The sequence below is a fragment of the Acetobacter thailandicus genome (assembly GCF_011516655.1).
In the GTDB taxonomy this organism is placed as follows: Bacteria; Pseudomonadota; Alphaproteobacteria; order Acetobacterales; family Acetobacteraceae; genus Acetobacter; species Acetobacter thailandicus.
In genome coordinates, this window is the sequence record NZ_WOSV01000017.1 from 1 (window position 1) to 12506 (window position 12506).

Consider the following 12506-nt stretch of genomic DNA (forward strand, 5'->3'; position numbering starts at 1 on the left):
GTAGGAGGGGTCTTCCTCAGCGCGCAGATGGTGGGCCACAGCCATGCCCAGACCCGCAGAAATGGATGTGGAGGAGTGAGCCGCACCAAAGGGGTCGTATTCGCTCTCTGAACGTTTGGTAAAGCCTGAAAGTCCGCCAGGCTGACGCAGGGTGCGAATGCGCTCGCGCCGGCCGGTCAGAATTTTATGAGGGTAGGCCTGGTGGCCCACATCCCAGATGACCTTGCTCTCAGGCGTATCAAATACAGCGTGCAGGGCAACGGTGAGCTCAACAACGCCAAGAGAGGCACCAAGATGCCCCCCGGTGGAGGAGACCGCATCAATCGTTTCAGCACGCAGCTCATCAGCAAGCTGGCTTAACTGGTCAACCGAAAAATTACGCAGATCCTGCGGGTATGTCACGCGGTCCAGAACAGGAAAACGGCCGTGCGTAGGCACAGTGGTGGGTTCGTTTGACATGATTAGTTCCTGCGCTGAATGACGTAATAAGCCAGTGCTTTAAGATTGCTGGCTTTTTCTCCGAAAGGAGCGAGCTCACTGACGGCCAGTTCAACCAGTCTTTCAGCTTCAGCCTGAGCTCCTTTAATACCCAGAAGAGAGACAAAGGTAGATTTACCTGAGGCTTCGTCTTTCCCGGCTGTTTTACCAAGCTCTTCTGCGGTTGCTGTCGCGTCAAGCACATCATCAGCAATCTGAAATGCAGCGCCAATATGTGTGCCATAAGAGCGCAGACGGGCCTGCTCGTCGGGTGTGGCCTGTCCGAGAATGGCACCAGCCTCAGCTGAATAGCGGATAAGGCATCCGGTTTTAAGAGCATGCAGACGACGTACGTCATCCAGCGGAAAAGACTGGCCTTCACCTTCCATATCAATCATCTGCCCGCCGACCATACCGGCTGCACCCGAGGCATCAGCAAAGGCAAGAATCAGAGCAATACGGACTGAGGCATCAGCATGAGTGTCTGCTTCGGCCAGAATTTCAAAAGATTTTGTCTGAAGCGCATCTCCGGCCAGGATCGCTGTGGCTTCATCAAACTTACGGTGCGTAGAAGGCTGACCACGGCGCAGATCATCATCATCCATAGCGGGAAGATCATCATGCACGAGCGAATAGGCATGCAGCATTTCTACTGAAGCACCAACACGGGCAGACTGTGCGGAAGGTACGCCAAACAGACTGGCAACCTCCACCGCCAGATAACCACGCAGGCGTTTTCCGCCGCCCAGAGTGGCATAGCGCATCGCTTCAATGAGCTTGTTTTCTTTGCCAGATGTCAGTGGCAGAAGTGCATCAATAGTGCTTTCTACCAGCCCGGCATGAGCAGACATGCTTGCGCGCAGAGCCGCAGCGTCAGAAAAGCGGGGAGCCCCGGCGGGGATGGTCGGTTCAGTCATCTGTATCTCAGTTCACAGGTTTCATATCCAGAGAGCCGTCGGCTTTCTGGGTGATAGCCTGAACGCGGGTTTCAGCTTCATGCAGCTTTTTTTCACAATGCTGACGTAATGCTGCCCCACGTTCGTAGGATGTTATGGCCTCTTCCAGTTTCATCTGGCCGTTTTCAAGGCTGCTGACAATTTTTTCAAGCTCAGACAACGCAGCTTCAAAAGATAAAGACGTAATATCATCCGGCATTGTGTCCAGGCCCTTTTTCTATCCTTTAAGAAGGAGGGATTACTCTCAAAGGCAGGGTCCTGCCAAGTGTTATCGTTCAATACGGGGTGGATAAAGTTGTTGTGACGAGGGCAGGAAATATTTTTTAGCGATGCTGAATGAGAAAAGAGAAAGAGTTATCCTCTTCAGAAAAGGAAATCAGAGTGTGTCCGGTCTCACGACAAAACACTTCAAAATCAGCAATGCTTTTTGGATCTGTTGCAATAATACGCAGCTGATCTCCGTGGGTCATTGTCCGTAAAGCGCGGTTTGCCTTCAGAACAGGCATGGGACAACTTAGTCCGCTAACATCAAGAAAATACTCTTTCATGGTAATGAGCCTTGTCTGAATAGGTCAAAGTATGTGATGGCATAGTTTCACACGTTATCTTATGCCACCTGTTGGTCCCTAACTTTTGTGCAATATTTCTGTTTAAGGTTGTCAGATGTCAGATTATCGTCTCGGAATCGATCTTGGTGGTACCAAGATAGAAATTGCGGCTCTTGATCCGACCGGAGAGATTGTTATTCGTCGGAGAGAAGCCAATCCGGGAACTTACGACGCTCTTCTGCACAAAATAGCAGAAATGGTTGAGCAGACGCTGGCTGAGACTGCCCCTGTCGCAACGGTGGGTATTGGTATTCCGGGCTCGATCGATGCGCAGTCACGCTGCGTTAAAAATGCCAATGCTGTGTGGCTGAATGGCAAACCATTTGGTGATGACCTCGAGCGTATATTAGGTACGGCTGTGCGGGTGGAAAATGATGCCAACTGCTTTGCTCTTTCAGAGGCGATTGATGGAGCGGCTGCCGGCCATAAGGTTGTATTTGGCACGATACTTGGTTCGGGCGTTGGTGGTGGCATTGTTGTTAATAACGAACCTCTGACAGGCCCGCATCATGTTGCCGGAGAGTGGGGGCATATTCCTCTTCCCTGGGTCAGGCAGGAGGAATTTCCTCTGCCTAAATGCTTCTGCGGTAATGAGGGCTGCATTGAGCGCTTCCTGTGCGGTTCTGCTCTGGCTGAGTTGTGGAAAGGGCCGGGTAACCGCTCAACACATGGTATTGAGGAAGCCGCTCAGGCAGGTGATCAGACGGCGGTTAAGGCGCTTGATATTTATATTGAGCGGCTGGGACGTGCCTTTGCCCTGCTGGTTAACCTGCTGGACCCCGATGTGATTGTTCTGGGAGGCGGTGTTTCTAATCTCAGCAGTATTTACAGTCGTGTGCCTGATATGATGCGTCGTTATGTTGTTACGCCTGAGTGTAAAACTGAAATTGTCAAAAACAAGCATGGTGACAGCTCTGGTGTCAGGGGTGCTGCGTGGCTATGGGGCTGATGCCTTTGAGTCTTTCTTTAATATGAGCTAAAAAAAGCCTGCCTGAAAATTAATTCAGGCAGGCTTTTTTATTCAGCCATTACCGTTCGGTAAAATCAGAACGGCGCATCAATATCAACAACATCAATCAGCTTGTGGTTAACAAACTCTTTAATGCCCAGACCAATCAGCTCACGGCCATAACCAGAGTTAGCAACACCACCAAATGGCAGATCAGCTTTTACCATGGTTGGGTGGTTAATATAGACCATGCCTGTGTGGATCTGTTTAGCCACTTCAACACCGCGTGCTGTGTCTTTTGTAAAGACTGAACCGCCCAGACCATAAGGTGTGTCGTTAGCAATGCGAACGGCATCATCCTGATCTTTTGCACGATAAAGCTGTGTAACCGGGCCAAAAAACTCCCAGTGACGGGCTTCATTGTTTTCGTGCAGGTTGGTCATAAGCAGAGGCTGGAAGAAGGCACCTTTTTCAGGCACGGGAGCCCCGATAACTTCAACAACAGCACCATGTGTTTTAGCTTTTTCAACCTGAGCTTTCAGGTCGTCAGCAGCTTTCTGAGAAGAAAGTGGTGCAAGAGTGGTTGACGGGTCCATCGGGTCGCCAGCTTTGAACTTTGCAACTTCAGCTTTGTAGATCTCAACAAAACGGTCGTAAACAGCGTCAACAACGATCAGACGTTTAGAAGAAACGCAAACCTGACCGGCATTCCAGTGACGACCAAAAGCGGCCCATTTTGCAGCTTTTTCGACATCAGCATCTTCAAGAACAACGAATGCGTCTGCGCCGCCCAGTTCCATAGTCGATTTTTTGAGCGCTTTACCAGCAACCGCAGCGACGATTGAGCCAGCCTGTTCTGAACCTGTCAGAGCAACACCGCAAACGCGTGGGTCATTAAGGATGGTCTCTGTGTGGTGACGTGCTGCATACAGGTTGCGGAAAGCACCTTTTGGCAGGCCGGCCTCGATCATCAGGTCATCAAAAATAGCAGCTGACTGAGGAACATTGGAGGCATGTTTCAGCAGAACGGTGTTACCGGCTGAAAGCTGAGGCGCAATGATACGTGCGATCTGATAGTAAGGGAAGTTCCAGGGTTCAATCGCAAAAACAATACCCTGAGGCTGATGCACCAGAATAGCATTACCCTCTTTAGGGTCTGCTACAGGCAGCTTTTCAGACTTGAGCAGGCTTTCTGCATTTTTGGCGTAATACTCAAAAATTTCAGCTGAAAGGATCGTTTCCAGCTTAGCTTCTTCGTAAAGCTTGCCCATTTCAAGGGTCAGAAGCTTTGCGTATTTATCGATGTCGCGCCGCAGAATTTCTGCCGCTTTAGTCATGATTTTTGCACGCTCAGAAAAAGATACATGACGCCAGCTTTTAAAAGCTTCGTGTGCGTCGTGCAGTGCATTCTGTACATCCTGGTCGCTGGCTTCAGGAAATGTTTTGAGTGTTTCGCCAGTATAAGGATTGGTCGTTGCGTAAGCCATGATCACCATAAATCCATGTTAGAGCAGCATTAAAGATAGGAAGCGAAGGTGCAGCGGGCAAGAGTTCACCACTCTTTTGAAGAATGATGAAGCAGTTGACAGACATCAAACAGATTGCTCCATCAGAGGAGGAGCATGTATCTTTCCGTTTATGATAAAAACTGTCTGATTTTTGCACCGTTTTGTTACTGCCGGACCGCCATTGTAATCATTTTACGAAAAATAGAAAGTTTTTTTTGCGAAAGTTGTGCATTTTCAGTTATTATGCAGCGATAAGGAAAGCATGGCAGATTATGTTGTTTTCTGTCTGTAAGGTTCTGAAATCGCGTCATAGTTTTTCTTCGCTTGCGGGGCAGAGCCGTTTAGCTGCTAAAAATAACATATGCGTCAGATAAGCAGTGTCGCTGTACAGCGGAGAAAATTTATACCGCCACAAAAAGCATATGCTGGTATAATAAGATCAAATTATTAAATAAATTTTATTTATTAAAAAATATCATCTTGATAAAAAACAAAAAATTATTTGAGATCAAAAAAGATGTTAAGAATTACAAGACATACGCCGACAGAGCAGAGATAAATATGAAAAATTTTGTTATTAATGTTAAGGAAAACAGAAAAAGACTTGAGACATTCATTTCTTCAAACAGAAATGATCAAAACCCTATTGAAGTTTTTGAAGCTGTTACACCCTCTAAAATAGAACAAAACAGCAGTTATTATGCGGGTGTTCTTAATGAGGGGTGTGAATATGCCCCCATACCTCTTTCTATCGCTTTATCTCATTTGCATTTGTGGAATAAGTGCATAGAGCTCGATGAAAATGTGACGATCATGGAAGATGACCTGGTCCTTAATCATAATTTTTTCGATCTGAGGGACAAACATATAAACACTCTGAAAAATTTTGATCTGCTGGTTCTTGGCGTTAATACCGACTGGCCTGTCGAGATTGATTTCGGAGGAGGTATTCCAAAAACCAGCCTTATTTTCTCTGATGATGTATCAGACCGGAATTTAACCGACGAACAGTTTTGTTTTCCTCGTCTGAATGCCTTTGCCGGGGCGTGTTGTTATGTTCTGACCCCGCAGGGAGCCCGAAAGCTCCGAGAAGCAGTTTTCCCGCTGACAAAGGACACATATTTATTAAGGAACGCAAATAGTTTCTGGGAACGTGATTTTCATTATGTTGCCTGGAATAACTTGGGTATCGATATCGCGATGACACTGGCGCTATCAAAGCTGGAAGCCAGAATATGCCTCCCGCCAATTTCATCTCCGAAGAATGACTGGGGTGATTCAAGCATGCCGCGTTATCAGCACGCCGCATGCTGATAACGGCATATTATACATACTGTTTTTAACATGACAGACTGACGTGCATTTGCCAGGCTTATAATCTGCGACTTCAGAGAGTGGTCAGCGCACGAATTACGGGTGGGGTCGGCACGTTAATTCGGCCTGATGGCAATCTGTCATGAAATATGGGTGTATAAAAAGATGCGTGTTAGTAAAGATATGATCTCCCCTGACTTACGTAAGGGATATTATGCCGGCAGGCTCATCGCGCATTTGTATCATCATCAGTGGTTTGCACGCTTTGCCCTGAATATGGCCCGTAAATTTATGGCCGGCAAAAATACCGACGGACTGGTATGTGAGCAGCGTTATATTAAAATACCAGGTTCTGCCTCACCGCTGCGTATACGCATTTATAAGCCAGAGCATGTTTCTGGTCCTTTGCCTGCAATGTTGTACCTTCATGGTGGCGGGTACATGACCAATATCCCGGAAATGTTTGCCGCATCCTTCAGTGCATTTATTGCGGCGCACCCCTGCATTATCGTGGCTCCCGATTACCGTAAGTCTGTCGAGGCGCCTTTTCCTGCTGCATTTGATGATTGTTATAATACGTTATTATGGATGAAAGAGAATGCCGCCGCGCTGGGTGCCGTTGATGAACAGTTTATTGTTGCAGGGGATAGTGCCGGAGGAGGTTTAACCGCCTCTGTTGTTCTGAAGGTAACTGATACAAATGACGTCAAAATTGCTTTTCAGATCCCTCTGTACCCAATGATAGATGACAGGCAAAACACCTCCTCCTGCCTCGATAGTAATGCACCTGTATGGGATGCAATAAATAACCGGCTGGGCTGGGAGTTGTATCTTAAAGGAGCGGCTTCTCCCACTTCGCCTTATGCTGCGCCATCACGTGCTGATGATTACAGCAGGCTGCCGCCCACGATTACGTTTGTTGGTAGCATTGAAGCATTCAGAGATGAAACTGTCAGTTATGTCGAGCGGCTTCGGGAGCACAATATCCCTGTAGCATTCAGGGAGTTTGAAGGCGCTTTTCATGCGTTTGATTATTTTTTCCCTAAGACAGAGATCGCGAAACAGGCGACCTCTTTTTTACTTCAGAGCTATAAAGAGTATGTCACGAGGTATTTCAGCTAACTGCCAGTCTCAGCACCTGAGGAGTAAGTATAATGCTCAGGTGCTGACGCCACCACGGTGTTAAACCTGCGTCTTTTGCTGCTCTATGAGGGAGCCGATGGCGGAAATGACATGGTCTGGTGTAATGCCTTTTGAGCATTCAAACTCTTTTGGTGTGTCTTTAAAGCGAGGACACCAGAAGTAATCTGTAACATCGAGCCGGCATCGGATATCGTTTGAGCAGCTGTTACAGACATTATGATTGATAATGCGCCAGGGCGTATAAAATTCATTTTTTTCAGCTGTAAAGCCACTGATCATAACGACCGGTATGCCAGATGCCCATGCAAGCCACGAAAGCCCGCTGGAAAGGCCGATAAAAAAAGCGGCGTTTTGTAAAAGTTCTGCGCGCTGCCTCAGGGGCAGGGGGCCTGTCATATCTTCTGCACCGTGTGGGATAGTATGTACAGCGCGTCCATGATGGCTGATGTCATCTTTATCAATGCAGATGACACGATAATTCTGTTGTTTCAGAAAATGAATGACGCTTTTCCAGCCGTAAGGATTGTTCCAGAATTTGCAGTGGCTGGAGCCCTGTGTGGCGATGCAGACATAAGGCTGATCAGGAGGCGGGCTCTTGTGTGTCAGAGCCAGTCGTGTTGGCCGCTCAACTGGCGGCAGACCAAGAATATATGCTGCGGAAACAACGAGACCAGCTTCCCGATAATCAACCCGGGAGTGATCAAGCTCACTGTCATTATAAAATACGAGGACAACATAAGTTGCGTAGTAATTTATGTTGTCCTGCTGCCTGTCTGTAATAAAAATAATGTCGGGGTAGGTTGCCTGAAAAAGCTCCTGCAGATCTTTGCGCACCACACAGAACAGCTGACACTGATGTTTTTGCCTGAAAGCCTCCACGTGAGAAATCCATGCAATATGATCTCCCAGCCCGCCATTTTCCATTTGTATCTGAACGGGTTTTTTTCGCAGGTCGAGAACGTGCTCGAAAACCAGTTTTTTATCTTTCCATATTTTTATATAAAATTTTAAAAAATATTTCTTTTTACTGTGAATAACGCCACCATCCAGAGCGACCTGATAAATAACGCTTCTGGTCTCAAAATCGATAATTTCTACATCCCATTTGTGGCCTTCAGGCAGGAGGATCCTGGCGCCGACATTAAAATCAAATTTTATTCCGTAAGGACCTTCCTGTGTAAAGGAAGCGGGGGTCGTATCCATTTTTTTTCCTGAAAACTTTTTCAGATGCGTCAAAGACGCCGAAAGAAGTATCAGAAAAAGTTTTTTTGTCTATAAATATGTTTTTTTGGTAATTTTTTGGCTGGGAGACCTGGATTCGAACCAGGGCTGACCGGGTCAGAGCCGGTAGTTCTACCGCTAAACTATCTCCCAGCATAAAACAGAAAGAAGGAAGCTTTATTAAAAAAGCTCTTTCCTGCTTGCTGAGAAGCGTTTAACCTGATCGGAAGGAAAGCGCAATAGGGGAAAAGCAGAAAAAAGCATTTTTTATCATTTTCTGTTTTCTGCTTCTTAAGGATCTGGCAGATGGCTTACTCCGCTCCCTGGGGGGCATACCGTAATAAACCCCCTTTGGTATCTTTCTCGTATCGGTCTGGTGGGCGGTTTTTTGCAGCACTTGATCTGGGTACGAACAATTGTCGTCTTATGGTGGCAGCCCCTCAGGTGGCAGGGGGCTTCCGTATCATGGACAGCTATAATCGTATGGTCAGGCTGGGAGAGGGGCTGCATCTGACAGGTCGCCTTACGGAGCAGGCTATGGCGAGAACGATTGACGCACTTAAAATATGTGCAAAACGTACTGAGAAATGGAATTTAAAAGCCTTACACGCTGTTGCGACAGAAGCCTGTCGCAGAGCGGAAAACGGACCTGCATTTATTGAGCGCATTAAGGCGGAGACAGGTTTTTCCGTTTCTGTCATCTCGGGGCGAGAGGAAGCACGACTTGCCGTTGAGGGGTGTGCAAGCCTGTTTCATCAAATGCCTTTTCGTTCAGCGCAGACCCGGGCGCTATTGTTTGATATTGGCGGAGGCTCTACCGAGGTTGCATGGGTTCGTATTGATTCACAGACGCGTTCCCACGAGCTGATTGGTTATATCAGCCTTCCTGTGGGGGTGATAACGCTGGCTGAGCAGTTCTGTGAGCGCGATGGTGATATAACCTCATGTTATGAAATGATGATCGCGCATGTCAAAAAGGCATTACATGAGTTTGAATCTGTTCATCGTATTACATCAGAAATTCGCCGTGAGCAGGTTTGTCTGATCAGTGCCGGCGGTGCGGTAACAACTCTGGCCAGCCTGGTCCTTAATCTGCCGCGTTATGTACGTCACGCAGTTGATGGTATTCAGCTTCCCTCTGAGGCTGTGAGGCGAGCTGCAGGCACATTGCGGCAGCTGGGGCCTGAGCGCATAAAATCTCACCCGTGCATTGGTGCAGAGCGGGCTTCTGTTATTTTACCAGGATGTGCTATCTTCGAAGCAATTCATGACGTGTGGCCTGTTGCGAATGTAACGGTTGCTGATCGTGGGTTAAGAGAAGGTATGATGTTACGTATGATTCGCGCCGCAAAAGTCGGGCGAGGGAAATTTCAGAGCGGGGCGGAAAACGAAATGAAGGCGCTAGATTACTCTGCCAGAGCAGGGCTGGTATGAAAAACGGTAAAGGGCAGTCAGGCGGGGGTGATAAGACGCCACGTGTGCCGGGTCGTCGTAAAAAGGTGAATGCGACGGTTCGTGCCGGGGTGAGTGGTGGCGAGACGGATGCACTGCGTAGCCTGCGCACCAAGACTGTGTCGCTGCGCAGAACGCGGGGGCGCACAACCGGTCAGCAGCGCTGGCTTACCCGTCAGCTGAATGACCCGTATGTTCAGGCGGCTCATAAGCAGGGCTGGCGTTCACGTGCAGCGTTTAAGCTGATTGAGCTTGATGACCGCTTTCAGCTGATTAAGCCTGGTATGCGCGTAGTAGATCTTGGTGCAGCGCCCGGAGGCTGGACGCAGGTTGCTCTAAAAAGAGGAGCTGCGTGCGTTGCCGGGGTTGACCTTTTGCCGGTTGAACCTGTGCCTGGTGCAGAAATTATAGAAGGTGATTTCACAGACCCGGCAATGGCTGACCGCTTAATTGAGCTACTGGATGGTAAAGCCGACCTTGTATTGTCAGACATGGCTCCTAATACGACAGGACATACCGCAACCGATCACATTCGTATTATTGGCCTGGCAGAAGAGGCTCTGGATTTTTCATTTGATATTCTCGCAGAGGGCGGCGGTTTCGTTGCAAAAGTGTTCCAGGGCGGAGCTGAACAGTCTCTTCTGACAACTCTTAAGCAGGCTTTTACGCAGGTAAGACACGCAAAACCGCCGGCAAGCCGGAAAGATTCCTGCGAGTTGTATGTTATTGCGACAGGCTTCCGGCCAGAAAGGCTGCCACCCCGGAGCTGATGATTGCCGGCGGAGGAGAATATAATAAAACATTCAAAATATAAATAGCAGCGAGGGGTGGTGGAATTTTTATATCATTCCCTGCTGCGTTCTGAGTGTTGTTCATCCTGTTTTTTTATGTTCTGCTCTCGCCGGATCTGTCGCGGGAGACGCCGGATTTCCAGGTCTCCATGCTTCTCTGGTAAAATCCTGGGCAGGTTTACGTGTAATTGCGGATATAAGTACTATAAAAAGGAAAGATAAAAACTTATGCAAGAGCAGTTAACCTCTGGTGATCTTGAGTGTGTAAGCGATCAGAAGCGCGCCGGGGTCTTGTCTCAGACCGGCGTGAACCCCCGGGCCGCGGTATATCCTAACCTTGCAGCTCCTGAGCTCGTCACTCTCGCTCTGAGGCGTCACGAAGGTACTCTGTCAGAAAATGGTGCTCTGGTTGTGCATACCGGTGTGCATACAGGTCGTTCTGCAAAAGATAAATTTGTTGTTGATGAACCGCAGGTGAGAGATCAGGTGTGGTGGACAGCAACAAATCAGAAAATGGCTCCGGAAAATTTCCGTCGTCTGAAAGATACCGTCACAGGGTATCTCGCAGGGCAGCCGCTTTTCACACAGGACCTCTATGCAGGTGCCGATGCCGGGCATCGTATTAAAATCCGGCTGGTCACAACCAATGCTTGGCATGCTCTCTTTGCGCGTAATATTTTTATCCGACCTGCTGCAGAAGACCTTGAGGCTTTTACGCCCGACTATGTCATACTTCATGCACCGGATCTTGAGCTGGACCCTGAAGAACTGTCTCTGCGTTCTGTTACAGCAGTCGCACTGTCTTTTGAGCAGAAACTTATTATCATTGCCGGCACTCAGTATGGCGGTGAAATTAAGAAATCTATTTTCACAGTTATGAACTGGTTGCTGCCGGTTAAGGGCGTGCTGCCTATGCACTGCTCTGCTAATATTGATAAAGACAACAAAAGCGCCTTTTTCTTTGGTCTTTCAGGCACAGGCAAAACAACTCTTTCATCCGATCGTAACCGTCCTCTTATTGGTGATGATGAGCACGGCTGGTCTGACGAAGGTGTCTTTAACTTTGAGGGCGGCTGCTATGCCAAGGTTATCCGTCTGAACAAAGAAGCTGAGCCGGATATCTGGAATGCCTCTCATCAGTTTGGTGTTGTGCTCGAAAATGTCGTGACCAGACCGGGAGGTAAGCTTGATCTGGATGACGCGTCACTGACGGAAAACACTCGCGCCTGTTATCCGGCTGATTTTATTCCCGGTGCGGTTAAAAGCGGCGTTGGCGGACAGCCCGATAATGTACTGATGCTGACAGCAGATGCATTTGGTGTTTTGCCACCGGTTGCAAAGCTGACGCCAGAGCAGGCGATGTATCATTTCCTTTCTGGTTATACAGCACGTATTGCCGGAACAGAAAAAGGTCTTGGTAACGAGCCACAGGCAACATTCTCAGCCTGTTTTGGTGCGCCATTTTTGCCGCGTCCACCTGCTGTATATGGCGAGCTCCTGCGCAGCCGCCTCTCGAAAGGTAATGTTTCTTGCTGGCTGGTTAATACTGGATGGGTTGGCGGCGCTTATGGTGAAGGTAAGCGTATGTCACTTGCGCATACGCGTGCCATTCTCTCTGCTGTTCTGAGTGGCGAACTTGATAGTGCTGAATTTGAGCGTGAGGAGTTCTTTGGTTTGTACATCCCTAAAGAAGTTAAGGGTGTTCCGGCTAATCTTCTCAACCCGTCACATGCATGGCCAGATCAGGCGGCTTATGCCGTGCAGGCAAAAAAACTTGCAGAGCTGTTTGTCTCTAATTCTGGCTCTTTCATTGAGAACGGCAGCCTGGCATTTCTGCGTGATGGTATAAAAGGTTGATTTTTCCTCAGGGGAGGGGAGAGTGACTTCCCCTGAGACGATGCTGTTTCTGCTCTGCTGGCAGTTTAGAAACAGGGCTTAATATGAACCGACTTTCTTAGATTTATATCTATAATTTTTTTTCATGATTTTTTTAATTTTTATGATTGACGTTACGGTTTTGTGTCTGTAGAAGGGGGTCATCGAGAGCGGATGGGGCTCTGGAGGCTGAGGCTTCCGGGGTTTTTTCT

Annotated in this window: 12 protein-coding genes and 1 tRNA gene; 6 read left to right on the forward strand and 7 right to left on the reverse strand. The window is 48.2% G+C overall.

Annotation, left to right across the window (positions count from 1 at the left end; translation table 11 throughout):
* The 4 genes from GOB58_RS12165 to GOB58_RS12180 all read right to left on the reverse strand — a co-directional run.
* Window positions 1-459, reverse strand: a 459-nt coding sequence (locus tag GOB58_RS12165) for a 1-deoxy-D-xylulose-5-phosphate synthase N-terminal domain-containing protein (RefSeq protein WP_277876818.1), incomplete at its 3' end; no start/stop codon positions are given.
* 2 nt (window positions 460-461) lie between these two features.
* Window positions 462-1328: a polyprenyl synthetase family protein gene (locus tag GOB58_RS12170; protein WP_369822930.1), complete on the reverse strand. Its 867-nt coding sequence runs from the start codon at window positions 1326-1328 to the stop codon at window positions 462-464.
* Window positions 1329-1401: 73 nt separating this feature from the next.
* Window positions 1402-1632 (reverse strand): exodeoxyribonuclease VII small subunit, encoded by a 231-nt coding sequence (locus tag GOB58_RS12175; protein ID WP_086554661.1) that lies wholly within the window; start codon window positions 1630-1632, stop codon window positions 1402-1404.
* A gap of 124 nt (window positions 1633-1756) precedes the next feature.
* Window positions 1757-1981 (reverse strand): sulfurtransferase TusA family protein, encoded by a 225-nt coding sequence (locus GOB58_RS12180; protein ID WP_173560367.1) that lies wholly within the window; start codon window positions 1979-1981, stop codon window positions 1757-1759.
* A gap of 115 nt (window positions 1982-2096) precedes the next feature.
* On the opposite strand from GOB58_RS12180, the gene GOB58_RS12185 reads away from it, so the two are divergent.
* Window positions 2097-2990, forward strand: a complete 894-nt coding sequence (locus GOB58_RS12185; protein ID WP_173560368.1) for an ROK family protein — start codon at window positions 2097-2099, stop codon at window positions 2988-2990.
* 95 nt (window positions 2991-3085) lie between these two features.
* On the opposite strand, the gene GOB58_RS12190 is transcribed toward GOB58_RS12185, so the two are convergent.
* On the reverse strand, window positions 3086-4477 hold the full coding sequence (locus GOB58_RS12190; RefSeq protein WP_086554664.1) for an NAD-dependent succinate-semialdehyde dehydrogenase: 1392 nt from the start codon (window positions 4475-4477) through the stop codon (window positions 3086-3088).
* Window positions 4478-4978: 501 nt separating this feature from the next.
* Here GOB58_RS12190 and GOB58_RS12195 point away from each other — a divergent pair.
* Together GOB58_RS12195 and GOB58_RS12200 are read left to right on the forward strand one after the other, a co-directional pair.
* On the forward strand, window positions 4979-5812 hold the full coding sequence (locus tag GOB58_RS12195; RefSeq protein WP_173560369.1) for a glycosyltransferase family 25 protein: 834 nt from the start codon (window positions 4979-4981) through the stop codon (window positions 5810-5812).
* Between the two features lie 165 nt (window positions 5813-5977).
* Complete coding sequence (locus GOB58_RS12200) at window positions 5978-6934, forward strand: alpha/beta hydrolase (RefSeq protein ID WP_198911792.1); 957 nt, start codon at window positions 5978-5980, stop codon at window positions 6932-6934.
* A gap of 60 nt (window positions 6935-6994) precedes the next feature.
* On the opposite strand, the gene GOB58_RS12205 is transcribed toward GOB58_RS12200, so the two are convergent.
* On the reverse strand, window positions 6995-8158 hold the full coding sequence (locus GOB58_RS12205; protein WP_173560370.1) for an autotransporter strand-loop-strand O-heptosyltransferase: 1164 nt from the start codon (window positions 8156-8158) through the stop codon (window positions 6995-6997).
* A 97-nt stretch (window positions 8159-8255) separates the two neighbouring features.
* Window positions 8256-8329 (reverse strand) — tRNA-Gln (locus tag GOB58_RS12210).
* 153 nt (window positions 8330-8482) lie between these two features.
* Here GOB58_RS12210 and GOB58_RS12215 point away from each other — a divergent pair.
* From GOB58_RS12215 to pckA, 3 genes are all read left to right on the forward strand, one after another.
* Entirely contained in the window at window positions 8483-9610 is a 1128-nt protein-coding gene (locus GOB58_RS12215) for a Ppx/GppA phosphatase family protein (RefSeq protein ID WP_173560371.1), read from the forward strand.
* Entirely contained in the window at window positions 9607-10398 is a 792-nt protein-coding gene (locus tag GOB58_RS12220; protein ID WP_086554655.1) for an RlmE family RNA methyltransferase, read from the forward strand. The genes GOB58_RS12215 and GOB58_RS12220 overlap by 4 nt, the downstream gene beginning before the upstream one ends.
* Before the next feature lie 249 nt (window positions 10399-10647).
* Window positions 10648-12276 carry a phosphoenolpyruvate carboxykinase (ATP) gene (gene pckA / locus GOB58_RS12225; protein ID WP_173560372.1) on the forward strand — a complete coding sequence of 543 codons (1629 nt, stop codon included), beginning with the start codon at window positions 10648-10650 and terminating at the stop codon, window positions 12274-12276.
* Window positions 12277-12506: the final 230 nt, after the last annotated feature.

What these genes read in the sequence shown, in the direction of transcription:
- GOB58_RS12180 (WP_173560367.1), bottom strand. Translation starts at nt 1,981, where the DNA reads ATGAAAGAGTATTTTCTTGATGTTAGCGGACTAAGTTGTCCCATGCCT.
- GOB58_RS12220 (WP_086554655.1), top strand. Translation starts at nt 9,607, where the DNA reads ATGAAAAACGGTAAAGGGCAGTCAGGCGGGGGTGATAAGACGCCACGT.
- GOB58_RS12175 (WP_086554661.1), bottom strand. Translation starts at nt 1,632, where the DNA reads ATGCCGGATGATATTACGTCTTTATCTTTTGAAGCTGCGTTGTCTGAG.
- GOB58_RS12190 (WP_086554664.1), bottom strand. Translation starts at nt 4,477, where the DNA reads ATGGCTTACGCAACGACCAATCCTTATACTGGCGAAACACTCAAAACA.
- pckA (WP_173560372.1), top strand. Translation starts at nt 10,648, where the DNA reads ATGCAAGAGCAGTTAACCTCTGGTGATCTTGAGTGTGTAAGCGATCAG.
- GOB58_RS12185 (WP_173560368.1), top strand. Translation starts at nt 2,097, where the DNA reads ATGTCAGATTATCGTCTCGGAATCGATCTTGGTGGTACCAAGATAGAA.
- GOB58_RS12205 (WP_173560370.1), bottom strand. Translation starts at nt 8,158, where the DNA reads ATGGATACGACCCCCGCTTCCTTTACACAGGAAGGTCCTTACGGAATA.
- GOB58_RS12215 (WP_173560371.1), top strand. Translation starts at nt 8,483, where the DNA reads ATGGCTTACTCCGCTCCCTGGGGGGCATACCGTAATAAACCCCCTTTG.
- GOB58_RS12170 (WP_369822930.1), bottom strand. Translation starts at nt 1,328, where the DNA reads ATGTCTGCTCATGCCGGGCTGGTAGAAAGCACTATTGATGCACTTCTG.
- GOB58_RS12200 (WP_198911792.1), top strand. Translation starts at nt 5,978, where the DNA reads ATGCGTGTTAGTAAAGATATGATCTCCCCTGACTTACGTAAGGGATAT.